This window comes from Gracilibacillus suaedae (assembly GCF_017599345.1).
Classification (GTDB): domain Bacteria; phylum Bacillota; class Bacilli; order Bacillales; family Amphibacillaceae; genus Gracilibacillus; species Gracilibacillus suaedae.
Genome location: NZ_JAGFVL010000062.1, coordinates 98,953 through 124,934, shown reverse-complemented (window position 1 = coordinate 124,934; position 25,982 = coordinate 98,953). Strand labels below are relative to the sequence as shown.

Below are 25,982 nucleotides of genomic sequence, written 5' to 3'. Positions count from 1 at the left end.
ATTTCTTGTTATTTCTTACTACAATACTACTAGAAGATTTTTAGTCTCGAATAAAGGGAGTGTTAGTTGATAGTAAAAAAATTGTAAATATAAAAAAGGGTATTTTGCTATTATGGAGGGATTTATGATGCTATTTTGTTAATTTCTTTACATGTCATTAATATAAATAGTGTTCGGACATGTTTGTAGGATATGAACAAATAGAATAAGAGGGTTCCCAACTAAAGTTAATCAATGATTGGCTGATTTCATTTCTAAGCGCTCGCTTAAACAAATGCCCCCCCTGAAACGGATTGATCATGTCAGGGGGTAGCTATTCGTTACTCGATGATTTCATTAAATATGAGACCACCAAGAAGATTAATAATTTTCAATCTATTTGTATCTTTCAAATAGACGCTTTTGTATACTGGTTGTCCACCATTTTCTTTTAGAACGATGACACGTTTGTTTGAGTTGTTTTCTACAACTTTTGCCTTCAAATCACCTATGTCAATTTTATTGGTTAGTGTCTTATATTCTCGATATGCTTCAATCTCTGTTTCTTGTTTCTCCGCCTCACTATCTTGAAATTCATCTTGCCTATCAGCGATTATCTGATTGAAAACCAAACCGGTACGAAAGTCAATCACTTTTAACCTTTTTGTGTCTTTAACATAAATGCTTTTAAACTGTGGCTGATCTTGATCATCCTTCAATAGACTGATGCGTTTGCTGTTGCTGTTTTCCACGACTTGAACATTGAATTTTTCTGCATCAACTACTGCTTCGAGTATGTGATATTCAATGAAATTTTCAACACCATCAGTGTCGGTTTGATCTTCTTCAGTCATTTTGTTATGCTTCTCTGTTACTTGTGTTGAGGCAAGATTTGTGTGAGCTGCATAAGCAGCCACTAACGTACTTGCTATAGTAAGAATGACTGTTTTCATCTGTTTTTCTCCCCTTAATTTTAAGTTACTTTTATCTTAAAGCCATTAAATGAAAACTTAATGAGAATAAAATTAAAATTGGATGAGAAAAATACAGACTCTTTTAAACGTTCTTATCGTAATGCTCTTCAACTAACAGCTGATATTATCCAGAAACCTACCTGAAATTATTCCGCGTTTTCATTATATAATGCTTCCATCGACTTTCCTATTTCCTCGATAAAAGCCTCTTCTTCCGGAGTTAAAATAGTTGGAAATTTAAAATCCATTATTTCTGATTCCATCAATTCTTGTGCTTTTTCAAGCTGCTCCGCCAACTCTTCTTTATTATCGACATGTTTCGTTGCTAATTCAGTCAATTTTACGAGCACATCAAAGGCTTCAGGGGATTGAGGAGAAACACCACGTTTCATCATTTCCTTCACCGCAGCTAGCCAGTCTAACATTTCCATATCTATTTGTTGCCGTTGATCTTTAGGAAGAGAATAAAACTGGTCAGCGATATCCTCTGAAAAATATTCTTTCATCCACTCTCTTTGATCTTGTTCATGTTCGATTTTAAAAAGGAGAGAGCTTAACACCGTCCACGTGATTGGTGCTCCTTCTCTTAATAAGAATTGTACACGCTCTACTGCTTCGATGGCTCGATTTAATTCGTCTCTTTTTTCTGTCAGAAGCTTATGTTGCCAAGGTAACGACTTCTCTAGTTGAGTAAATGGATTCGTATCGTTTTCAGTTAAGTTTTTAATCTCCTGTAAAGAATAGCCTAAAAATTTTAATGACTGAATTTGTTGTAGCTTCACTAATTCTGCTAATCCATACAACCTATGACCAGAGCTGTTTTGTTGTTTAGGTATTAATAAGCCTAGTTCCTCATAAAACCGTAATGTTCTTACCGTTAGCCTTGCCCGTTTACTAAATTCACCAATTGTAAAAACAGGTTCATTATTCCCCATGAGCTATCCCTCCATCATTATTATAATTTTAGATTAGCATATAACGTTACGGAGGATGCAAGCCCAAAAAGAGTGGTACCCTTCACCAAATTTGTGATGGATACCACTCTTTTTTTTTGTGTTATTCTCTTCTACTATATATGCAAGCTTACCTACAGTAAGAATTCATATAATCTATCTGTTTACTAACATACCTTACAAATGAACTATCCAGTTTATTCACATCATTGACACCCATTAACTGTAACGTTTTGGTTAGATCATTCGTGATATTATCTACTACTTTCTCGACCCCTAACTGTCCAGCAATAGCCAATCCATAAATAAATGGTCGTCCTAAAAGAACAGCATCTGCTCCTAATGCTAATGCTGTGACAATATCCGGACCTGAGCGAATACCACTATCTAATAAAATGGTTAACTGATCTTGTACTCTTTCTTTAACTAACGGTAAAGCATCAATCGATGTAATTGATCGATCTAGTTGGCGTCCACCATGATTAGAAATGACGATTCCATCAATACCTATCTCTACTGCCTTCTCTGCATCATTAGGGTGTAATATTCCCTTTATGAAAATAGGAAGTGGTGTTGCCTTTCGCAGATCTTGTATATCTTGCCAATTTAATCCTGGCTTAAAAAAGACTTTTTGCATTTCTGTTCGCATTTCTTCCTGTGAAAGACCTGCTACATATGATTGAAAAATAGGATCATTCGTATAATTACTCATGCCTTTCCCTAAACGAAATGGCGAGTATTGATTGGTTAAGTCTTTTTCACGATGGCCAAGCGTTGCCATATCAATCGTTACGACAATCGCTTGGTAGCCTGCTTTTTCGGCACGTTGAACAAAGCTTTTGGCTAATGCTTCATCATTTGGATAGTATAATTGAAACCAACGATCTGCATCAGGGCAGGCTTCGGCTATCTCTTCAAGCGAATAAGAGGATACCGTGCTTGCAATAAATGGTATTCCATACTTGTGAGCAGCACATATACTCGCTTTTTCACCATTTGTGTCAGCTAGAGCTTGCATTCCAACTGGAGCCAACATAATAGGTGACTGAATTGTCTCATCGTGTAACTTTTTAGCCAATGAAACAGTTGAAACATCTGCTCCAAAACGTGGTACTAATTGCCACTTTCTGAAAGATGCTTCATTTGCTCGCAACGTTTCTTCTCTGCCGCCACCACTTTGAATATAATCAAAAACCTTGGGATCAAGTCGATCTTTGGCTTGCTGTTCTAATTCTTGAAAACGGATCGGAAAAGATACTGCCATAAGCTTCACCTTAATCTTTCTTCAATCTAGCTGATACACGGTTTCCAATCGTTTGTACACCTTGTACCAAAATAATTAAGATGATCACCGTGACATACATGATATCAGCTTGATAACGTAAATGACCATATCGATATGCTAAATCACCAAGACCACCAGCACCAACTAAGCCAGCCATAGCTGTCGCCCCTATAAGGCCAATTGTCGCAATGGTTAAGCCTAATATAATCGATGGGCGTGCTTCACGAATAAGAACGTGCCAAATGATATGACGTGTCTTGATTCCCATTGCCTCATACGCTTCGATTACACCGCGATCAACTTCTAATAAGCTCGACTCCATTAGACGAGCTATATAAGGTGCAGTAAACACTACTAATGGTACAATTACACCTTGCACACCAATCGTTGTACCAGCTACTAGCTTCGTGAAAGGTAAAATAAAAAATAATAGAATAATAAATGGTATCGATCGCAATATATTAATGATAGTATTTAAGATTTGATATAGAACCTTATTTTCTAATGCTTTACCAGGTCCAGTTAACGTTAACAAGACACCTAATGGTAAACCAATAATAATCGAAAGTGTTAAGGAGACACCTACCATGATCATCGTATCAATAAAGGCTTCCCAAATTTCAACTCCCCAATTATTGATAAAATTTGTAATGCTAGTTAACATGGTTGATCCCTCCTTTATTATAAGTTTCCACGATTACGCCACTTTCCTTCAAGTAATTGATCGCTTTCTGTGCTTCGCTTTCACTTCCATCTAAATGAACGATTAAACGGCCGAATGGTCGCTCTTTTAAATCCGTAATATTGCCACCTAGTATAGATGGAAAGACATCATATTTTTTCGTGACCATCGCAAGTGCTGGGTCACCAGCAGACTCACCAATAAAGGATAACGCAACTAATTTCCCGTTGTTTTTCAATTTCTTCAGAAGGTCACCTGGAATATCATCATTAAATAGAGAATGAATAAACCGTTTAGCTGTGTCTGTTTGTGGTTTTGAGAAAACATCAATTACAGACCCCTGCTCAATCACTTTCCCTTGCTCCATAACAGCTACTTCATGACAAATTTTCTGCACCACATTCATTTCATGTGTAATCAATAAAATTGTAATACCCAATTCTTTATTAATTTTGCTTAATAATTCTAAAATCGCTTCGGTCGTATCTGGATCAAGTGCACTTGTAGCTTCATCACATAATAATACTTTCGGTTCATGGGCTAATGCACGTGCAATCGCTACACGTTGCTTCTGTCCTCCAGATAGTTGGGCAGGATAAGCCTTTAACTTATCCTGCAAACCTACTATTTGAATATACTTTTCTACACGTTTATCAATCTCGGATTTTGATACGCCCGTTAGCTTCAAAGGCAATGCAATATTTTCATACACTGTACCCGTTTTTAAAAGGTTAAAGGATTGAAAAATCATCCCCATTTGCTGTCTTACTTCATTTAATTGATTACCACTTAACTCGGTTAAATCGTGACCTTCAAATAAAACTTGACCAGAAGTCGGCTTTTCTAACAAATTGGCCATTCTGACTAATGTACTTTTACCAGCCCCACTATATCCAATTACACCAAAAATAGATCCTTCCTTCACTTTTAGTGATACGTTATGAAGGGCTTTTACTTCTCTTTTCTTGTCTTGAAAAACTTTCGTTAGGTTTCTAAATTCAATCATGCTGTATGTGCCCCTTTCTTACCATGAAGGAACAACTGACCCTGCGAAGTCCTCCTCGATAAATTGCTTTACTTCCTCTGAACGATAAATATCAATTAATTGTTTAATTTGTTCATCTTCGACATTCTCTTCTCTCGTCGCTATAATGTTTACCCATGGTGAGTCTTTTGGTTCCATGTGAAGAGAATCCTCTGTTGGAACTCGCCCACTCTCTAGTGCATAGTTAGTATTAATCGCCGCAACTTGCACCTCGCCTAATTGTCTAGGAATTTGTGATGCTTCAAGTAGTACAAATTCCAAGTTTAATGGGTTATCTTGTATATCCTTCACAGATACAGTAACATCTGCATCTTCTGGTAATGTAATTAAACCAGCCTCTTCAAATAACATTAATGCACGTGGCTCACCTGAAGAGTGGTTTGGTAATCCTACCTTATCGCCTTCTTGCAATTCATCTAAACTAGCATATTGGTCAGAGTAAATCCCCATTGGGAAGTTTACTGTATCTGCTACTTTCACTAAGTCTAAATCTCCTTCATCACGTGCATTATTCATAAACGGTTCGTGTTGAAAGATGTTTGCATCTAGTTCACCTTCGTCTAAAGCTGTATTGGGCATCACATAATCGTTAAATACATGCACCTCTATCTCTAAGCCTTCATCTGCTGCCAATTCTGCTACGTGATTTAAAATATCTTCGTGTGGCCCAGCCGTTACACCGACATCTAATGTACCACCGCCATCTGCATTTTCTCCTCCACAAGCTGCTAAAATAAGAATGATTGCTACACTAATAAATCCTACAAGCTTCTTCATGTTGTATCCCCCTCATATAATTTTCCATTAAAAAATCCCTATCTTCTTTTGAGATAGAGAATCCTATTTTCATAGTTTTTCTCTTATCTCCCAAACAGTTCAACTGTTTGCTGGATTTAGCACCTTTCTATTGAAGGATAGATGGTTGCCGGGTTTCATTGGGCCAGTCCCTCCGCCACTCGCGATAAGAATCATTCAATTTTTTATGCTAATGAGTATAGCGAACTAAAGTATATAAGTCAACCTTTTTCAGAAAATTCAATTTAGATTGACACTTACCTGTTCAAATGGCATACTTCTTACCATATCACAATCATCGAGGTGAAGAGATGGATACATTACATATCAAAGGAGCACCTAACTACTATCAATGCCGAAATGGTATATTACATGATTTATTTGATTTATTACAAAAACACAAATTCGAACAAATACTGGTGATTCATGGCGACCAATCATGGACAAAAGTAAAAACTTATTTTGCAAATCCTGCATTACCTTGCCAATTTATTGCTTATCACGGAGAGTGTTCACACCATGAAGTAGAGCGAATTGCGAAGTTAACTAAATCAGAAACAACAGCTGTGATCGGTATCGGTGGCGGAAAAATATTAGACATTGCCAAAGCATGTGGAGACCGATTAACCTTACCAACTATTTTAATACCTACGTTAGCATCGAATTGCGCACCCTGGACACCACTATCGGTCTTCTATGATCACAATGGCAACTTTCAAGAATATATTATCTTCAACCGTAGCACTTATATGTTATTAGTAGATCCTAACGTGATTTTGGACTCGCCAAGAGCCTATTTCCGCGCTGGAATAGGGGATACAATCGCGAAATGGTATGAAGCAGATGTTTTAACACGTGAATTACCAGAGAAGCCTGTTTCATTAGATATTGCATTACACGCAGCAAAGCTTTGTCGTGATGTTCTGATCGATGAGGGCGAAGAGGCACTAGCAGCAATTGACCAACAATCGTATAATCATTCCTTTTTACGTTCGATAGAAACGATCATAATGGCAGGTGGAATGGTTGGCGGCTTTGGTGATCATTATGGTAGAGTATCTGGGGCTCATTCGATCCATAACGGTCTAACGCACCTCGCTGAAACACATGATACCTTACATGGCGACAAAGTTGCTTACGGTGTTCTCGTTCAATTAGCGATTGAAAAAAGACTAGATGAAGTCAAAAAATTACTTCCTTTCTATCAGCGTTTACAACTACCAACTAGTCTTCATGATATCGGTGTTACAGAAATTACAGAGGAAAAAGTTGACTTATTAAGTAAAGGTGCTACGAAACCTAAAGAATCGATCCATTTTATGAATGTGTCGGACCCCCAAGTTGTGCGAGAAGCTGTATTTCGATTGGAAGAATTCATTCGAAATAACGAAAGGAACCAAAATGGAGCGTGATGAAATGATAGAGTTCGAACAATCCCATGCATTAAAAAGATTACCAGAACAATTTTTTGCAAAGTTAGTAAAAACAACACAAGCATTAATAAAAGAAGGGCATGATGTCATTAATCTTGGTCAAGGTAATCCTGATTTACCAACACCTGATTTTATTGTAGAAGCACTACAAGAGGCTAGTCAAAATCATAAGTTTCATAAGTACTCTCCATTTCAAGGGTATCCTTTTTTAAAAGAAGCAGTAGCTGACTTTTATCAAAGAGAGTATCACGTAAATATTGATCCGAATAGAGAAGTGGCGATCATGTTCGGATCTAAAACTGGGCTAGTGGAAATTAGTCAATGTCTCTTAAATCCTAAAGAAAAGGTATTAGTACCTGACCCTGGCTATCCAGATTATATGTCAGGTATTGCCTTAACGGATGCTATCCCTATCCATATGCCGTTAAAAGAAGAGAATCATTTTTTACCTGATTATCAACAGATTTCAGAGGTAGACTTAGCAGATGCAAAATTAATGTTTTTAAATTATCCGAACAATCCAACAGCTGCTACTGCAACAAAGAATTTCTTTGATGATACGATTGAGGTAGCCAAACAAAATCAGATTTGTGTCGTCCATGATTTTGCATATGGAGCGATTGGATTTGAAGAGGAAAAACCACAAAGTTTCTTACAATCAGAAGGGGCAAAAGAGGTTGGCATCGAAATGTATACCTTATCCAAAACATTTAATATGGCTGGATGGCGTGTCGCCTTTGCTGTCGGAAACCCTTCTGTTATTAAAGCGATTGAATTAATTCAGGACCACTATTATGTCAGTATTTTCGGCGCCATTCAATCCGCTGCAAAAACCGCACTAGACAAAGGCAAGAGTGCCATAGCGGAATTAAACAATACCTATCAGCAAAGAAGGGATGCCTTCTTACAACAAGCAGAGAAAATTGGTTGGCATGGTGGTACAGCGAACGGATCATTCTTTGTATGGATGCCAACTCCAAAGGGATACACGTCAGAATCCTTTGCAAACCTTCTATTAGAAAAAGCACATGTCGTCGTTGCTCCTGGAAATGGGTTTGGAGCTTCAGGTGAAGGATATGTCCGCATTGGGTTATTGGCTGAACCTGACCGTCTACGTGAAGCGTGTGATCGGATTGGGAAGTTATCTTTATTCTAAATCTATTAAGAGCGCCATCCTGATAAAGAGAAACTTATCTAGCATTAGGTCACCCGCATCACTGTGCACTTGAGTCGATGACCGCTCTTCCTTGGATATACGCCTTTATTCAAGGAAGAGAAACACTTATTTGATAAGTGCCTCTTTCCCTTCCAATTTCATTTCTCCACTTTTGGTTGAAGATATTTTATTTCCCCAAACCGTCTCATCAGCATGTTCAACATATATCATATATTCCTTTCCTCAACAGACGCCTCCAAACGCAAGAAGTGTAAGGGCGATGAAATCTCAGCAACGACATGTAACCTACCGGATAAAAAACGCATGATGTATTGGTGTGTAGCAGGTACAGAAGCAATGGTAAAGATTAAAACAAGGAATACTGAATAAACGTTGCTATAGTTTATTTAACAGAGCAAAACATAATGTTAGAGAGAGCGAAAAAATAAAGATTATATCAACAAAGGGCTTTATCTCTGACGCAAATAGTTAGTGAAATGGCGTCTTTTGCTAGTTACAAAGCGACATTCGATTGGTAATATAGTAACTATCCTGTCAACAAGGCAGATTCACTCAAATCTTGTGAATGTTTAGATAGCTAAGGAAGGGGCTTTAAAAATGGCAGCTTATACTCGTATTAGATTCCCGGCAGGATTTTGGACAGGATTACGTCAATTGGGGATTGCGCCCGAAGAAGTGGTTCGTAAAGCTGGACTTCCACTCACTATTATTAATGAAGCAGTTGTCACCGTCCCACAATATATCTCCATTTGGCAGTCTTATTCCGATATCATAGGTGATACTGCCAACGGAATCATCAAGCTAACGACCGGCTTCGAAACAGTACATTTTCCACCAACCGTTCTAGCAGCTTACCACGCTCGTGACTACCGCGACGCACTAACACGTATGGCCCGATATAAACGGCTGTGTCCCCCCGAAAGCTTACTTATCACAGAGGAAGGTGATGACTGTACTATTGAACTAAAATGGTTATATACAGAGCAGTCGGGTCCCGCAATGTTGATTGGTATCACGCTTGCATTTCTTTTGGAGTTAGGACGGCGGGGAGCTGGTCAGCCATTGACAGCGAAATCTGTCGAATTCCCGCATCTCATAGGCGACGTTCAATTACTTGAAGCTTACTTCGGATGCCGTGTCCAAATTGGCGGAAGAAGTAACAAAATTACGCTCCATAGAAGTGACCTTCACCACCCCTTTGTCTCGTATAACGAAGAATTGCTTGAGGTTCTGACTCCTGTATTGGACCAATCATTAAATGGTCATCAACGTAGCAACTCCATTACCGAGATGGTCAAGTGGATCATGAAACGTAGCCTTGCAGGAGGATGTTTCAACATTCAGACGGTTTCAGGCGAATTGGGGATAAGCAATCGTACTTTGCAGCGCCGTCTTCATGACGAAGGAACAAGCTTCAATCATCTGTTGACACAAGTTCGACAAGAGCAGGCACGAGAGTACTTAGCAAATCCCTCGCTCGATATTAGTGAAGTAGCCTTCCTGATTGGATATGAGGACCAAAACTCGTTCTATCGAGCCTTTAGGCTTTGGGAGGGAGTTACCCCTTCAAATTGGCGTGCTAAATATTTGGATACAAACTCGATAAACTGACCATGCTTTCAACTATAAATAAAAAGGAGAAATGGATTATGGATATGGGATTAGCTAACAAAACGGCCTTAGTTACTGGATCAACGAAAGGTATAGGTAGAGCAATTGCTATAGAACTTGCCAAAGAAGGTGTTAATGTCCTTATTAATGGACGAGATTATGCAGAGGTAGAACGAATTGTAAATGAGATTAAAACAGATTTCCCAACTACCTCTCCTCAAAATGCTGCAGCTGATATTGTGGATATTCAACAACGAGAAGACTTATTCCAAAAATATCCCAATATTGATATATTAGTTAACAATATGGGTATTTATGAGATAATGCAATATGAGGACGTTGACGATGAAGTATGGGAGAAATATTTCCGTACAAATGTCCTTGCAGCAAATGGATTATCCAAATTTTATTTACCTAAAATGTTGAACAATAATTTCGGACGAATTATCTTTATTGCGAGTGAGGAAGCCATTATGCCTTCAGGACAAATGCCTCAATATGGTATGACAAAATCAATGTTATTATCATTGTCAAAAAGTTTATCTAAATTAACACTAGGAAAAGAAGTTACAGTCAATACGATCATGCCAGGACCTACACTCTCTGAAAATGTGCATCAAATCATTGAGGGTATGTACGCTGCTAAAGATATGTCCTTTTCAGAGAAGGAGAAGGAATTTATGACTGCAAACTTGCCTCAATCTGAAATACAACGATTTATTAGACCAACTGAGATAGGTAGGCTAGCTACATTTGTCAGTAGTCCTTATGCATCCGCATTTAAAGGGTCTCCAATTCGGATGGATGGCGGGTTAGTACCGACTATTTTCTAGCGCTCTTAAATACAGGTAGAAATGGGAACGAACATCATGCTCTGGAGTTTGTCAAAACGGACACTATTTCAAAAGTGTCAAAGGAGGAAAATAACCAAACCTATTTATAAAATCATCATTTAATTATACTGGGGAAGAAACCATTTTGCTTAATCTTTGTTAAAATGGATTCTTCTTTATTGCCGTAAAATACGAATGGATGAGGCTGTTTTTAACCAAACTTTATTTTAACATGATGTAATTTTAATGGAGGAATTGTTAAGGTACTGTTTAGCTATTCAATAAAGATATTTTATTCATGATTGTAAAAATCAATAACGGACTTGGCTAACGATACAACTTTATCTGGAAGATCATTTGGCGAAACGACCTTTATCTTATTTGCAAATCCTAATGGGAAAACGAACCTACGATTGGGTTATGAAACAAGACTTAGAGGAGTTCCCATATAAAAACAAAGAATGTTATGTGTTTACTAGATCTCTTTATGAAGATACCGAAAATGTAAATTTTGTGAATGATGATTTAGCTCCATTTGTTAACAAACTTAAAAACAAAAACGGTAGTAACATTTGGTTAGTTGGTGGAGGTGAACTGTTAAACTCCTTCATTCAAGAGGGATTAGTCGATGAATTTGTGATAACCGTTGCACCAACTATACTAGGTAACGGAATCCCTTTATTTAAAGAAGGAAATCACCATTTAGAGCTTTCCTTGAAAGGAACGAAGCAATTTAATCAATTTATTGAATTACATTATGAAACTAAAAAGTAAATTATAAGATTAAGCAACTAAACAACTACTCTAATCAATGAGCAGTTGTTCTTTTTTTATCAATATTTATAGTTGATTTTCTATGATTACAGATGTAATATTATACTACAGTTGTAATCCGTTTAATAGAAAGGGGGAATATATGCTTACAATTAAAAGTCAATAACGGAGAAAATCATTATGTAAAATTTTATTCTAGAGAAAAGAAGGTATCGTATGAGAAAAATCAATTACCAATCCAGCAAGTTTTTATTGTACATAGTATTGTTAGCTCTAACAATACTCACCGCATGTACTAACACTGACAATAAAACGGATAAATCAACCTACAAGGAAACCGACACCGAGCACACCATCAATAAAGATGAAGAATTTGCCCAACTCGAGGATGAATTTGAAGCTCAACTCGGCGTATATGCATTCGATACGGGTAAGAATCAAATTGTTGAATACAATCCTGACGTGCGTTTCGCCTATGCATCTACTTTTAAAGTACTAGCGGCAGCAATCTTGCTGAAGCACAATGAAATCCAAGATCTTGAAAAAGTCATTACGTACAGTAAGAATGATTTGGTTACTTATTCTCCAGTTACCGAGAATCACGTGGATACCGGAATGACTCTGTTAGAGATTAGTGAGGCCGCCATTAGAAAGAGTGACAACACCGCTGGAAATCTATTACTCGAGGAACTGGGTGGCCCTGATGAGTTCGGGCATGCCTTACTACGAGACATCGGTGATGAAGTTACCAAACCCGAACGATACGAAACCGAATTAAATGAATTCACACCAGAAAATAAAAGTGATACGAGCACCCCGAAAGCTATGGCTACTAATCTGAAGAAAATCGCACTGGATGATTTCCTTCCCCATGATAAACGGGAGTTGCTTATGGATTGGATGAAAGGTAATGTTACAGGTGATAAACTAATTCGTGCAGGCCTACCTGATGGGTGGATCGTCGGAGACAAAAGCGGGGCCGCAAGTTACGGCACAAGAAATGACATTGGCATTGTTTGGCCACCAAACAGAGAACCAATCGTCATTGCAGTGATGTCCCGTCATGACACTAAGGATGCAGAATATGATGATGAGATAGTTGCAAAGGCTACTGAAGTCATAATCAATGCTTTAAAATAAAAAAACAGGAGCACACATGAAGGCAGGCATCTTCATGACGAACACGGGCCTCAGCTAACTGTGTGAAGTGTTTTCTTCACACAGTTAGCTGAAGATCGCCCGCGGAAAGCGAAAAATTTTGCCGAAGCGGTATGTGGACTTTCATGTTCGGATTTTTCCTATCTAATTACTCTTTTATCCCAGTCTCGTGTTAAAAACCTATGGTAAAATTAAGTTACAACTTCGCGCTTAAGGAGATGAAGTAAGATGTCGGTCCTCCACCTGGTCGAAAATATGGTTATATCTTCTTTTGCGGTCATTGTTATCATGCTGATCCGAAAGATTTTTAACAACCAATTATCATCTAAATGGCAATACAATTTATGGTTTATTTTACTAACTGCATTAACCATACCATTACTTCCAACATATTTATTAAATTTAGGAACCAAGCTAACTTGGAATAAGAATCAAAACAGCATTCCAGCCTCATCTAATATCTCAACAGCAAATCTCGTAACAGACGGAGGAGGAAATTGGATGCAGGATTTATCTATCTCCGTAAACCGATTTGACTTAACATTATTCAATCAATTCATCACCATTATATGGATTACAGGTATGCTAGTGATGATTGTTTTAACGATTCACGCATGGATGAAACTACAACGAATAAAAAAATCCACATATATCGTAGAAAATGAAGAGATTCAGAGAGTATTCAAACAGTGCAAACAGATCCTCCGTATCTCTCGAAAGCTTGTGTTAGTGAATTCACCACTTATTAAGTCTCCACTGACATTCGGCATTTTCAAAACCTACATTGTTTTGCCGTGTGATGCTGAAACATGGCTCTCCAAGGATGATTTGAAATACATTTTGTTACATGAATTAAGTCACTATAAAAACAAAGACATTGCTACGAATTACTTAGTTGTCCTGTTCCAGATTTTGTACTGGTATAACCCATTAATCTGGATTGCATTTAGGGAAATGCGATTAGACCGTGAAATAGCCTGTGACAGCGCCGTTTTAAAAGTGCTCGGTCAAAATCATTATGCAGCATACGGAAACACAATCATTAAGTTCGCTAATAAATCCTTGCTTCAAGGCAAGTTCGCAATAGCTAGCCAGCTCACTAGCTCCAAACAGCAATTAAAAAAAAGGATTAAATCGATTGCAACATTCACAACGGAATCAAAGCTTTTAAAACTGAAAAGCATCGTAATCTTTATACTGCTAACAGGAATGGTTGTGAGTCAAGTCCTAGTTGTTTCTGCAATGCCTTATGGTGTGGATCGGATCAATTTTGATAATAAGCAGACTGTGTATGAGGATTTAAGCACATTTTTTAATGGATATGATGGTAGCTTTGTACTCTATGATTTGCAGAAAGCTCGATACCTTATCTATAATAAAGACAAAAGTGTGTTACGAGTTTCACCGAATTCCACGTATAAAGTGTACAGTGCGTTATTCGCTTTGGAATCTGGTGTGATTACACCACAGCATACCTCTATGGAGTGGGATGAAAAAACTTATCCACACGATCTCTGGAACCAAAATCAAAATTTATTTACTGCAATGGGGAATTCCGTGACTTGGTACTTTCAAGAGCTAGATAAAAAAATAGGGAAAGAAAGAATCCAAGCAAATTTTGAAAAAATAAAATACGGAAATCAAAATGTGTCTGGTAGAATAGAAGACTATTGGCTAGAATCTTCATTAAAAATCTCTCCGATTGAACAGGTTCAGACTCTTAAAGACTTTTATACCAACCAATTTGGATTTAATGAGAATAATGTTGCATTAATAAAAGATGCCCTCAAGCTAGAGACGAAAGACCATGTAACACTTTACGGAAAAACCGGTACAGGAACAATCAACGATAAAAATGTAAACGGCTGGTTCATAGGATATGTGGAAACGAAGCGCAACACCTTTTTCTTTGCAACCAATATCGAAAACAACCATAATGCTAAAGGCAGTGTAGCTGCTGACATTACAAAATCCATCTTGGAACAAAAAGGTATCTATTAAAAAGCAAAGGCAGGGATTTCAAGTGACGAATAATATACCCTCAATTTCAGAATCTGAATGGGAAGTATTGAAAGTGCTATGGCAAAAAGCACCGCGAACTGCAAATGAAATTATTTCGTCCTTGACGACAGAAACGAACTGGAAGCCGAAAACCGTACGCACTCTTTTGGATCGACTCTCCAAAAAAGAAGTCATCGGTGTCAACAAGGATCAGCGCGTCTATACATTCTATCCGCTATTTTCTCAGAACGAATGCCAGCGTGCCAAAACAGAATCTTTTGTGAAACGATTCTATGATGGCACTTTAAAATCGATGCTCGTTCAATTTATGCAAGATGAGGATTTATCTGAAGATGATATTAAAGAGCTGCGAGCTATTTTAGATAATAAGCAAAAGAAAGAATAGTTAGACGCAACCTTGTTGATGTTTACTACCTATGAAAATGAGCGCATATCTTATTTTGGATTTGCGCCTGTACTTTATAGCTGTACTTTAATTCTGTAACAACTCGGCAGTGCCGGTAAGTAACACCTAAATTATCACTAACCTTCACACTACTTTCCTTATAACCTCTTCACACAGTAGTAAATCTTCCATTTCATTAACTTTATAGTCACCGCAAAACAGGAATATCACTCAGAAAAAACCATTTTCAAGTCAATCGTCAATCCTTTGAAGATGGAAATGGTTACTTGATCTTCATCTGTAAATAATTCAGGTCTACCAAACCTATGATTATCTTGGAGCATAAATACGCTGACTATTTTCTCTTGTGGTTCAACTAACCAAAATTCTTTCACACCTGCTTGTTCGTATTTATTAAATTTTTCAATTTTATCTTTTCTAGCTGTTGAAGGTGAAATAATTTCCATTACCAAATCTGGGCTTCCTTTACAGCCACGGTCATCCAATTTTGTTGGATCACAAACAATCGTAATATCAGGCTAAAACACGTTTTGACTATCCTCTTCCTTCTGATTCTCTTGTTCTAGATTTAGTACCACATGAAAAGGGGCTGGATATACTTTGCATTTTTCCCCAACTAAATAATTCGCAATTTGGCGATGTAATTCCGATAAGATTTCCTGATGTAATCTAGATGGTGTAGCTTGCAAATAAGGGACTCCGTCTATAATCTCCATTCTTTCTTCTTCAGACCATAACAAGTAATCAGCATAGGTATAGGTTCGGTCTTTTCCTGGTAATGTCACATGCACCATCCTCACTTCAAGGATTTTTATCAATTATACCATGTTAAGTCGACCTCTCCAATTTCCTACTCACACCTCTGCCTACATTTTTCATTTAAAAGAACCCCTTGACTACCGAGCCAAGGGGTTCACATCATTCATAAATTAGCAGTATTTTTTCTTCCTCTTACCGTTAAAAACACTCCTAAACCTACAGCGATTAATAATAGCCCAAACGCCAACCAATTATATTGATTTGTCGCAGTCTCTGGTAGTGTTTCGCCACCATCTTCTGTTTGGTCACCATTGTCTGCTGAACTATCATCGCCTGTTTCATTGCCATTATCTGTGGAACCATCACCTTCTGTTCGCTCTTCATTGCTTGATGGATCATCACTACCTGTTCCATCTTCGTCTCCAGAGGAACCATCGCCGCTTGTTCCATCATCCGCTACTTCAAAAACTCCATAGATACTGAAGTGAGATACTTCTGCTACCACTTCTGCAGTGGAACTGTCAACACTTTCTGGAATGATTTCCTCTTGTGGTTCACCATTCTCATCAATATAGAAAACTCTTAAGTTATCCCAATTTGTAACTTTTTCTGCGTCGACGTTAAATGTTAATGTTACTGGTGAATCAAAGTTAATATCCTCACCATTAGATGTTAAGAAGAAATCATACAAGTCACTTACCGCATTTAGATTTTTCGACTTAATCGTTTCTGATACCTCTTGCAATTCAAATTCTATATCCTCTTTACCTTTGAGAATCGACACCGGAATTTTCACTTGGACATTATCCTTTTGTAATGCAATAAAAGCTGATTCATCTAGCTGATCAACCACTTCTTTTTTGATAATCGTTTTCTTCGTGTCTACATTCGTTTGATAGACATTATTTTCTTTCTCTAAATCATCTACTTTACTAATAACATTGTCTTCCGTTTCCTCGTCTGATGAGCCATTTTCATCTTCATTGTCAGATGATTCATCACCTTCAGGGTTTTCATAAAGATCCTGCACTTCTTCTACTGGAAGTGCGACTCCATCATAAACACGAACTTCATCCATTAACCCTTTAAACGGAGTGTCCCAGAAATTTACCCCTAAACTAAATTGTCCATCTACAGTAGTAAAGACATCAGGGAAATTGGCATCCGAGAACTTCTCTTCCCCATTAATATATACTTTTGCTTCTCCTTTATCTACAGTAAAGGCAAAGTGTGTCCACTCACCAGCAGGGATAATCGAATCGGATACTGCATCATACCAATCATCGCCATTATGGGACCACACCTTGGTAACGCCCTGTGCATTCGGTACAAGGCTAATCCAATTATTTTCCGTTCTAGCACCAAAAAATGTTGTAGTGAATTCGGTTATTTCCTCTGGTTTCATCCATAAAGAAATAGAATATTGATTACTAGCAATTAAACCATCAGCCAACCTCAATCCTGATTCACCATCGAATTTTGCCGCCTGACCAACGATACCATCCGTAAAGGTAATCTCTCCACCTGTATTGTGGATACGGTCGCCAGTAACCGTAGCATCTCCTTGTTTACCAGAGTTATCGGATAAACCATCACTGAAGTCATAGTAAGCTGATAAGCCACCTTCCTCTTTTTCCGGAACAGTTACCGTTACTGTTAGTGTTTCTGTAACCTCCCCTAAAGTGATCGTTGCTGTCAAATCTACCTCGGCATCACCAGAACCAAATGCTGGTCTATTCACCGCTCCTTCCGTTGATATAACATCTGGATTAGAAGATTCCCATGTGATTTCTGTTCCTTGTGTTGCCATTGTCGGTAAGCTCAGATTTGAAATTGCTCGCTCTGGAAGACTTTCACTTAATTCTTGTTTTATACCATCTACAACTTCTTGATCGTCTTTACTTTCTACATGGCTTCCCCAGATCACAACACCTTCACCTGACATCGCACTAAACGTCATAACCCATTCCTCAGATGTCGGATCATATTGACGAATGAAAACACCGTCGTATGTTGCATCATCAACTGTCAATTCCACTCTGTAATCATCATATAGCTCCCATGTTCCTGTAACAGCACCAGTGACAGTATGGTCTTCATTTAATTTGACCCATGTTGATTCAGTTAACTCACCAGTAATTTCTTTACCATGGTTCAAATATTTATAGTCACCAACTACGTCTGATTCTGAAACCGCTTCTATTTCTTCACCAGCGTAGTGATACGGTGTTGGAACTGGCCAATCGTTGCTATTTTTAAACGTTTGGTGTACACGAACTTCATGCATTTCACCTTCTTGAGGAAAACGTGTATGAGTAACAATAAACTCTTTACCAAGTTCATCATCAATTAAATAAGAATTATGGCCTGGCGCCATATATCCTGTACCGATTCCTGAACCTTCTTCACCAAAATCTCTTTTGAATAGGAAGTTCCCCATCATTTTATTACCAATTTCTTTATGATCATCATTTCCTGGGAAATTACCTACACCGATATCAAAGCTTTCAGGAAAAACTGCTTCGTTACCAGCTGCATCTACATAAGGACCATCAATACTTTCTGATCTAAACTGTCGCATTTGATAGCCGCCATCAGAAGCTAGTCCACCATAAGTAATATAGAGGTAATAATACCCTGTTTCCTCATCATAAACCGCATACGTTCCCTCACCTGATCTTCCATAACCACCAGCAATCTTTGTACCATAGTACCTGTCAATCATTCTACCATCAGAGGTTTCTCCATCTTCACCAGGATAAATTGGGGTACCAGTTTCTTTATCCAATTCTAAAATAAACGTTCCACCAGACCATGAGCCATACGTCATATATAAGTCGCCATTCTCATCATAGAGAATATTTGGATCGATCGCATTGGTATAGAGCGCATTATTGAAGTCACCTTCTTCAGTGAAATAATCTGGATTGACTTCATCAATAATTCCCTCGTCAATAAGTTTAGAGAGGTTGGTATTTTCCCAATGCTTATTCACATCACTATTATCGTCATAGCTTTCATAATTTGTAAAACCAGAATACATAATAGTATCTGTATATTCAAAAGGTCCTTCGATATCTTTTGATACAGCTATACCGATAGCTGAGCGAATATAAGTAGAGGAAGCACTATAATAGAGCATATAAGCCCCGGTTGAACCATCTTCCCATTTATAATCTTTATTCCAGAAGATATCTGGAGCCCATATAGCATAGCCCCCTGCACTATCAGCATCATCTTCCCCAGCCCATTCAAATGACTCCGCTAGGTTAGAAGATAAGTCACCATAAATAGGATTATTCTCAGGGGTTTGGTATTCTCGGTCCACTATAGAAGTCCAGTTACTTAAATCATTTGATTTAGCAACTGCTATATGCGAACCAAACACGTAATAAGTACCATCGTCACCTTTAATAATAGATGGATCATGTACAGAAGCACGTTCAAAATCTATTGATTCGGAATCATCTTGTTCATCACCAAGAACGGTTGTCGGTATGATGATCATCAGTAAGAAACCAACCATTGATATTTTTTTCACAAAACTTATCATTATTGCTTTTTCTCCTTTCGTTGACTCATTTGAAAGCGTAGTTATTCTTTTCGAAATTAATAAGTACTTTCTAAAGTCTGGGAACTTTTTGCGAACTACTAACATTCAGTTAATATGCATGAAGATAATTTATGAATTCTGTTAGTAGCTATTCTTCACTTTTTGGTTAACCTATGCTAAATCAGCCACCCCTCCTTTATTTGTTACACACTTGTAAATCGCTTACAAAACCATTCACCAATAAGATTACTATAAATATATAACTTACTCAATAAATATCTATTAAAAAAATAAATTTATTAATAAAAAAGTGTAATATCACCCTATTAATTATCAAATACGTTCATTAAAAGGGACCTATAATTTATTTACCTAATTCGAATATACTTGAGAATATTATGAGATAATCTCAACTTATCGTTTTTTTACCGAAAAGGACATTGCATAATACCTTGGATCCCACCGATAACCTAAGAAGATAACTTGACTATTTTGGTAGATAAATTAATAGATGGGTTGTTATAATAACAGTACATAAAGCTTTTTAAGATAATGCCATTCATTTCAAAATCTAGGAGGATTTTAATGAAAATCGGAAGAAATGATCCTTGTCCTTGTGGAAGTGGAAAAAAGCATAAAAAGTGCTGTATTGACCAGGAAATAGTTGATTTCAAACCCCAAAAAGCCAAAGAAAGCTGGACACCAGAAAAAGTCGATAAGATGACTACTGACTCGATTTTTGCAAAATTAAGAGAACTAGGGATTGATCGTGATGAACAATCTTTCGCAAAGGAAATTAAAGCACAAAAATCAGGGGATGAATTATCTAGCAAATGGGAAGTAAGCAGTAATGTAGATGAATCAAATTTCGATATAGATTTTATTTATCCTGCAATTGCCGTATTAGCCAAACGAATTGCTCCTGATCACATTTTGGTTGGCGATTTAAATGAGATGATGCAAGACGGCTATGATTTAATCGAAGCACAACAAGATGAACAAGCATGTGACCTCTGGTGGAAACTTTGGCAAAACATATTTAAATGGCTTGTACCAAGACAAGTTGATTCTATTGAACAACTCGACAGACTCACAAGTACCGATATGATGCAAAGCTTTTTTAATTGGGTACAAGACTTTGAAATGTTGTTGGAAAACACAAGCCAAGATAATAGTCGTTATATAGAGATGCGATATCAATTGGCTACAGAATTTCGCAAACACTTCCCACAATCTGACTCCCTTATCGCGATGAATATGGGAACTGCTGCTGCGGAGTCCTTATTTTTAATAGATAAAATGGAAGAAGCTAATCAGCTTTTTGAACAGTTAGTGCTTGAAGATTATGAAATATTTGATAAAGTCTGGATCTATATTAGGTGGGGAGACCTCTATACGAAGTGGTTTGGGAATAATTATTTTGACCATGAACAGGCACGAGCTTTATACGAAAAAGCGCTAGAACTTGCTGATGACAGATCAAAACGCGATGTAAAATTGCGTATTAAAGACTTAGAAGAAGGGCAATAACTTTGCCTCTTCTTTCTAACTTGTTTAGACTACAGTACTTTAAATGTAAAATAAGTCATCTGCTTCTAAAGATTTCTCCAATTTCACTTTTAGTTGATTCACTTCCATTAATTGCTCTGAAAAAAGCCTAAAATTCGCTTCATCCTTATTATCAAGTGCTTGGTCAATTTGAAAGTTTAAGTAATTTAAACTCAATTCTATATCTTCCATTAATAGAATCTGTCCCTTAGCATTATAATATTCCAAATCCTCAAGAGCTATATAAAAACAATAATAATCGTCCACGACAGCCTTAAAATACCAACCATAACCTACTATATATTTACGTTCATTGGTAACTTTAATGATATCGGCTTGCTCAATTCTTAACAATTCAGTATGTATAGATCCCGGACAAAAACATTCGATTTGATGCGAGAAAGGTTGTACCGCGATAAAATCTCGATTCATTTCATCACACTCCTATAACAGTTTAAATTAAATATCTTAGCGCAACTTATTAGGTTGTTAGCGTCTGTTAGCCCTAAACTCTTACCCTTGTGTTACTTGAAGCTAGAAATGGGGGCTTAACAGACATTTAGCGCCGTGATAAATTATTATTGATTTCCCTCCATCTCAGTATCAAACGCCCCACAACAAGGACATTCATGATTATCATTGATATCTTCATCATTAACAAGTTCCTGTTCCGATATAAAACCACACAACATACAAAAATGGAACTCCATCCAGATACCTTCTTTCTAAATGTACTAAAAAACAATAATGAGAATGATTATCAATTATTTCACTTGATTATAATTAATAATTGTTCTCATTGTCAAACTATTTCACCTGATGTATAACTGACAAATTTATTATTCTGCTTAGTGATGTTTTCTATTGACAATGATAATCATTTTCAATTAATATAGTGATTGAAAGCTTAAAGGAGGTATCATACATGCCAAAAGTGATCTTATTGTTTTGCAGTATGTCTGGTAATACGGAAGAAATAGCTGAGATCATTGAATCAAGTATTACCAACCACGGATTAGAAGTGCATAAATTTCAAATAGATATGGACGATATTCCGGTTACAGATTTACTTGAATACGAAGCCATACTATTCGGGACATATACATGGGGAGATGGAGATATTCCCTATGAATTAGAAGATTTTTATGATGACATAGATGACATTGACTTAACTGGAAAAGTTGTAGCACTGTTTGGTTCTTGCGATTCGATGTATCCGAATTATGGAGGAGCGATTGAAACATTTGCAAAGCGATTCAAAGAACGTGGGGCATCGAATGTCTTGTATCATCTAAAAGTAGATTTGACTCCAGATCAAGATGATGTGAAACGATGCCAACAATTTGCTGAGGACTTTGTCGAGCAGCTTAACGTTATCGCTGAATAATCGAGAAAGTCAATAAGTCGTATAAATTTGAGAATAGATGTAACCTGATTAACTATATAGGCTTTGATTATTTCATTTTTCCAAGAAAGCGAGGGCTTTTTCCAAGAAGCAATGTGAGCTCTTCCTTTGATAAGTGCTTCGCTTCCAGGGATTCTTGTTTCTATTCCTTGGATATAACCATTTTACCCAGAGAAATCACATACTTATGTCTCAGCTCCAGTAATGAATAGCGAACAAAAACTGAAACTTCTTACAGATACACACGCACTCAAAGTATCAAATAGGAATTTGATGAGAGTTTTATGATTTAGTACCAATTTAGTGTTCAGGAAGGTTCATTTTGGTACTAAAACCTGTTTTAAGTACCATTTTAATTAAATGATTTCTATTTTTGGTACTTAATTGACTATTTAGTACCATTTTGACTTCATGCGTGTAATTTTTGGTACTTAAATGAAAGCTATTTTCATCCCCAAAAGTTTCAGAAAGGGGAAACGGCCAGTCACAGCCGTTGACTTGCATTAGCTATCTTTCAAAATGGCAACTCCATCTGAATAGCTATCTCTGCTTTTTTTAATCAATCTTTTCCTACTTACTTGGTTATAAAACTTGTGATACCAAGATTCTACCCTTAAGAAAAAGACACCCTTATCCTTTAAGGGTGCCTCTCGCTCTTTATAATTTTTCCCCATTACTCTCAATCACACCTTGATACCAATAGAACGACTTTTTGCGACTTCTATCTAATGTTCCATTCCCTTCATCATCTTTATCGACATAGATGAATCCATAACGCTTAGACATTTCACCTGTAGATGCACTTACTAAGTCAATACAGCCCCAAGCTGTGTAACCCATTAGATCGACACCGTCTTCGATAGCTTCACCCATGGCAGCAATGTGGTCACGTAAATATTCGATACGATAATCATCTTGAATGGAACCATCTTCCTCTACTTTGTCATAGGCACCTAAACCATTTTCCACGACAAAAAGTGGTAAACGATAACGATCATATAATTGGTTCAATGCAATTCGGAGGCCGATCGGATCGATTTCCCAACCCCAGTCACTCGCTTTCAAGAAAGGATTTCGAACACCTGACATAATATTGCCATCCGCACCCGCTTGATCTGATTTATCTAATTTTTCGGTGCGAGACATGTAATAACTGAAGCCAATATAATCGACGGTATGTTCTTTGATTAATTCTAAATCGCCTTCTTTAATATCTAATTCAATATTATTTTCTTTAAAGTAGCGAGTCATAAATGCCGGGTATTCACCGCGAACTTGAACATCTGCACAATAATAATTAAACAAGCGCTCTTCTTCCAAGGCATACATCACATTTTCAGGATTGCAGTCATAAGAGTAAACCGGTGCATAAATAATCATACACCCAATTTGTGCATCCGGAATGATTTCATGACATGCTTTCACCGCTAAACTACTTGCGACAAATTGATGGTGAAATGCCTGGAATGTTGGTGTATATTTATCCTCTTCCTTTTCAATCGAAAAACCTAAGCCCATAATTGGCATTACTAAACCACTATTGATCTCATTAAAGGTCATCCAATATTTCACTTTATCTTTATAACGGTTAAAAATCGCGTGTACGTAGCGCTCGAAGAATGTCACAACCTCACGACTTCTCCAACCACCATAATTTTTCACTAAATTTACTGGCATCTCATAGTGCGAAATCGTTACAACTGGTTCAATACCATGCTTGTGTAATTCATCAAATACGCGATCATAAAAAGCTAAGCCTTCTTCATTTGGTTCTTTTTCATCGCCTTGTGGAAAAATACGCGTCCACGCAATCGACATTCGGAATACTTTAAAGCCCATTTCTGCTAATAACGCAATATCCTCTTTATAGCGATGATAAAAATCAATTGCTTCGTGGTTAGGATACGTATATTTTTCCTTATCGATTTCAAAATTAAACCCTGGTTCTTTTAATATATTTAAACGTCCTTTCCCACCTGGTAGGACATCTGCAATATTTAACCCTTTATTACCTTCATGAAAGCCACCTTCGATTTGATTAGCAGCGGTTGCTCCTCCCCATAAGAAATTTTCAGGGAATTGATAGGTTTTACTAGTCATTATATTGCCTCCTTAATCTAAGTTCTCTCCATTTGACTCCAATACTTGCTTATACCAATCAAAACTTTTCTTCTTACTTCTGTCCAACGTTCCTTTACCTTCATTATCACGATCTACATAAATATAACCATAACGCTTTTTCATTTCACCTGTTGAGGCACTTACGATATCGATCGGTCCCCAACTAGTATAGCCAATGATATCCACACCATCTTTCAGTGCTTCCCCCATTTGTTTGATATGATCACGTAAATAAGCAATCCGATAATCATCTGTTATTTCACTATTTTCATCCAATTGGTCAATCGCACCTAAACCATTCTCTACAACAAATAACGGTTTTTGATAACGATCGTATAATTGATTAGCTGTAATTCGGAAACCTTTCGGATCAATCGTCCAGCCCCATTCAGAAGCTTCTAAGTATGGATTGGTAATCGAATCAAATACGTTTCCACCTGTTTTATTTTTTAATACTTCAGGATCTGTACTCGTAGCGCGAGAACTGTAATAGCTAAAGCCAATATAATCGACGGTATACTTGCTTAATAATTCCTCATCACCTGCTGCCATCTCTAGTTCAATATTATTTTCTGCAAAGAAGCGCTTTGCATAACCTGGATACTTACCACGAGACTGAACATCAATGAAGAAGAACGATTCACGGTCTTGGTCCATTGCTTTTTGAATATCATCCGGGTTACAAGAATACGGATACGTCATACCTGCTGCCAACATACAACCAATTTGTACATCAGGAATGATCTCATGACCTGCTTTAACAGCTAAAGCACTTGCAATTAATTGATGATGAGCAGCTTGATACATGACTTGCTGTTTGTCTTCATCTTCTTTAAAAATAAGGCCTGCCCCAACATAAGGTAAGTGTAACAACATATTAATCTCATTAAAGGTCAACCAATACTTCACTTTATCTTTGTAACGAGTAAATACGGTTTTCGCATACTGTTCAAAAAAGCCGACAACTTTTCGGTTCTTCCAACTGCCATATTCTTTCACCAAATGAACTGGTACATCAAAATGGGCCAATGTCACCACAGGTTCAATTCCATATTTCTTTAGTTCATCAAACACGTCATCATAGAATTGTAATCCTGCTTCATTAGGTTCTGAGTCATCGCCATTTGGAAAAATACGTGCCCATGAAATAGATAGACGAAATGATTTAAATCCCATTTCCGCAAAAAGAGCAATATCTTCCTTGTACCGATGATAGAAATCAATCGCCTCATGAGATGGATAGAATTCATTTTCTTTTGGTGTATAGTTTTCCACCTTTCCTAACATAATCGGAAAACGATTCTCACCTGTTGGTAAAAGATCAACCGTTGTTAGTCCTTTTCCACCTTTTAAATAGGCTCCTTCTACTTGGTTAGCCGCAACAGCTCCACCCCAAAGAAAATCTTTTGGAAATTTGTATGTCATAATAAAGTCCCCCCTATTACTATATAGAAAAGGAGCTTCGACAG

Annotated in this window: 22 protein-coding genes and 1 riboswitch; of the genes, 10 read left to right on the top strand and 12 right to left on the bottom strand. The window is 37.3% G+C overall.

Annotated features, from left to right (window positions below):
* Positions 1–320: 320 nt before the first annotated feature.
* The 6 genes from J5J03_RS19170 to J5J03_RS19145 form a co-directional block, all read right to left on the bottom strand.
* Positions 321–932 carry a hypothetical protein gene (locus J5J03_RS19170; protein ID WP_208591981.1) on the bottom strand — a complete coding sequence of 204 codons (612 nt, stop codon included), beginning with the start codon at positions 930–932 and terminating at the stop codon, positions 321–323.
* 167 nt (positions 933–1,099) lie between these two features.
* Complete coding sequence (locus J5J03_RS19165) at positions 1,100–1,888, bottom strand: MerR family transcriptional regulator (RefSeq protein WP_208591980.1); 789 nt, start codon at positions 1,886–1,888, stop codon at positions 1,100–1,102.
* A 148-nt stretch (positions 1,889–2,036) separates the two neighbouring features.
* Complete coding sequence (locus J5J03_RS19160) at positions 2,037–3,170, bottom strand: alpha-hydroxy acid oxidase (RefSeq protein WP_208591979.1); 1,134 nt, start codon at positions 3,168–3,170, stop codon at positions 2,037–2,039.
* A 10-nt stretch (positions 3,171–3,180) separates the two neighbouring features.
* The gene (locus J5J03_RS19155; RefSeq protein WP_208591978.1) at positions 3,181–3,855 is read right to left on the bottom strand and encodes a methionine ABC transporter permease; all 675 of its coding nucleotides are present in this window, start codon (positions 3,853–3,855) and stop codon (positions 3,181–3,183) included.
* Positions 3,845–4,879, bottom strand: a complete 1,035-nt coding sequence (locus J5J03_RS19150; protein ID WP_208591977.1) for a methionine ABC transporter ATP-binding protein — start codon at positions 4,877–4,879, stop codon at positions 3,845–3,847. Before J5J03_RS19150 ends, J5J03_RS19155 begins: the two co-directional genes overlap by 11 nt.
* 18 nt (positions 4,880–4,897) lie before the next feature.
* Positions 4,898–5,695 carry a MetQ/NlpA family ABC transporter substrate-binding protein gene (locus J5J03_RS19145; protein WP_208591976.1) on the bottom strand — a complete coding sequence of 266 codons (798 nt, stop codon included), beginning with the start codon at positions 5,693–5,695 and terminating at the stop codon, positions 4,898–4,900.
* Between the two features lie 80 nt (positions 5,696–5,775).
* Positions 5,776–5,886: riboswitch (SAM riboswitch) on the bottom strand.
* A gap of 138 nt (positions 5,887–6,024) precedes the next feature.
* Between J5J03_RS19145 and J5J03_RS19140 the strand changes: the two genes are divergently transcribed.
* The 8 genes from J5J03_RS19140 (at position 6,025) to blaI (ending at position 15,106) form a co-directional block, all read left to right on the top strand.
* Positions 6,025–7,125, top strand: a complete 1,101-nt coding sequence (locus J5J03_RS19140) for an iron-containing alcohol dehydrogenase family protein (RefSeq protein ID WP_208591975.1) — start codon at positions 6,025–6,027, stop codon at positions 7,123–7,125.
* A 4-nt stretch (positions 7,126–7,129) separates the two neighbouring features.
* A complete protein-coding gene (locus J5J03_RS19135; RefSeq protein WP_231710838.1) occupies positions 7,130–8,302 on the top strand; it encodes a pyridoxal phosphate-dependent aminotransferase in 1,173 nt (390 codons plus the stop codon).
* 618 nt (positions 8,303–8,920) lie between these two features.
* Positions 8,921–9,934, top strand: coding sequence for an AraC family transcriptional regulator (locus J5J03_RS19130; RefSeq protein WP_208591974.1), 1,014 nt, complete (start codon positions 8,921–8,923; stop codon positions 9,932–9,934).
* Positions 9,935–9,972: 38 nt separating this feature from the next.
* Positions 9,973–10,767 (top strand): SDR family NAD(P)-dependent oxidoreductase, encoded by a 795-nt coding sequence (locus J5J03_RS19125; RefSeq protein ID WP_208591973.1) that lies wholly within the window; start codon positions 9,973–9,975, stop codon positions 10,765–10,767.
* A 357-nt stretch (positions 10,768–11,124) separates the two neighbouring features.
* Positions 11,125–11,541, top strand: a complete 417-nt coding sequence (locus J5J03_RS19120; protein WP_231710837.1) for a dihydrofolate reductase family protein — start codon at positions 11,125–11,127, stop codon at positions 11,539–11,541.
* A 216-nt stretch (positions 11,542–11,757) separates the two neighbouring features.
* Positions 11,758–12,681 carry a class A beta-lactamase gene (gene bla, locus J5J03_RS19115; RefSeq protein ID WP_208591972.1) on the top strand — a complete coding sequence of 308 codons (924 nt, stop codon included), beginning with the start codon at positions 11,758–11,760 and terminating at the stop codon, positions 12,679–12,681.
* Positions 12,682–12,927: 246 nt separating this feature from the next.
* Complete coding sequence (locus J5J03_RS19110; RefSeq protein ID WP_208591971.1) at positions 12,928–14,700, top strand: BlaR1 family beta-lactam sensor/signal transducer; 1,773 nt, start codon at positions 12,928–12,930, stop codon at positions 14,698–14,700.
* A gap of 22 nt (positions 14,701–14,722) precedes the next feature.
* Positions 14,723–15,106, top strand: a complete 384-nt coding sequence (gene blaI / locus J5J03_RS19105) for a penicillinase repressor BlaI (protein ID WP_208591970.1) — start codon at positions 14,723–14,725, stop codon at positions 15,104–15,106.
* Between the two features lie 227 nt (positions 15,107–15,333).
* Here the strand turns inward: blaI and J5J03_RS22290 are convergent, their stop codons facing one another.
* The 3 genes from J5J03_RS22290 to J5J03_RS19095 form a co-directional block, all read right to left on the bottom strand.
* Positions 15,334–15,633: a Uma2 family endonuclease gene (locus J5J03_RS22290; protein ID WP_331460537.1), complete on the bottom strand. Its 300-nt coding sequence runs from the start codon at positions 15,631–15,633 to the stop codon at positions 15,334–15,336.
* A gap of 12 nt (positions 15,634–15,645) precedes the next feature.
* On the bottom strand, positions 15,646–15,912 hold the full coding sequence (locus tag J5J03_RS22285; RefSeq protein ID WP_331460527.1) for a Uma2 family endonuclease: 267 nt from the start codon (positions 15,910–15,912) through the stop codon (positions 15,646–15,648).
* A gap of 137 nt (positions 15,913–16,049) precedes the next feature.
* Positions 16,050–19,439, bottom strand: a complete 3,390-nt coding sequence (locus J5J03_RS19095) for a LamG-like jellyroll fold domain-containing protein (RefSeq protein ID WP_208591969.1) — start codon at positions 19,437–19,439, stop codon at positions 16,050–16,052.
* 585 nt (positions 19,440–20,024) lie between these two features.
* Between J5J03_RS19095 and J5J03_RS22080 the strand changes: the two genes are divergently transcribed.
* A complete protein-coding gene (locus J5J03_RS22080) occupies positions 20,025–20,969 on the top strand; it encodes a YecA family protein (RefSeq protein WP_231710836.1) in 945 nt (314 codons plus the stop codon).
* A gap of 39 nt (positions 20,970–21,008) precedes the next feature.
* On the opposite strand, the gene J5J03_RS19085 is transcribed toward J5J03_RS22080, so the two are convergent.
* Positions 21,009–21,419: an IDEAL domain-containing protein gene (locus tag J5J03_RS19085; RefSeq protein WP_208591968.1), complete on the bottom strand. Its 411-nt coding sequence runs from the start codon at positions 21,417–21,419 to the stop codon at positions 21,009–21,011.
* A 493-nt stretch (positions 21,420–21,912) separates the two neighbouring features.
* Here J5J03_RS19085 and J5J03_RS19080 point away from each other — a divergent pair, with 493 nt between their 5' ends.
* Positions 21,913–22,374 carry a flavodoxin gene (locus J5J03_RS19080; protein WP_208591967.1) on the top strand — a complete coding sequence of 154 codons (462 nt, stop codon included), beginning with the start codon at positions 21,913–21,915 and terminating at the stop codon, positions 22,372–22,374.
* Between the two features lie 675 nt (positions 22,375–23,049).
* Here the strand turns inward: J5J03_RS19080 and J5J03_RS19075 are convergent.
* Together J5J03_RS19075 and J5J03_RS19070 are read right to left on the bottom strand one after the other, a co-directional pair.
* On the bottom strand, positions 23,050–24,492 hold the full coding sequence (locus J5J03_RS19075; RefSeq protein ID WP_208591966.1) for a glycoside hydrolase family 1 protein: 1,443 nt from the start codon (positions 24,490–24,492) through the stop codon (positions 23,050–23,052).
* 12 nt (positions 24,493–24,504) lie between these two features.
* Positions 24,505–25,938, bottom strand: a complete 1,434-nt coding sequence (locus tag J5J03_RS19070; protein ID WP_208591965.1) for a 6-phospho-beta-glucosidase — start codon at positions 25,936–25,938, stop codon at positions 24,505–24,507.
* Positions 25,939–25,982: the final 44 nt, after the last annotated feature.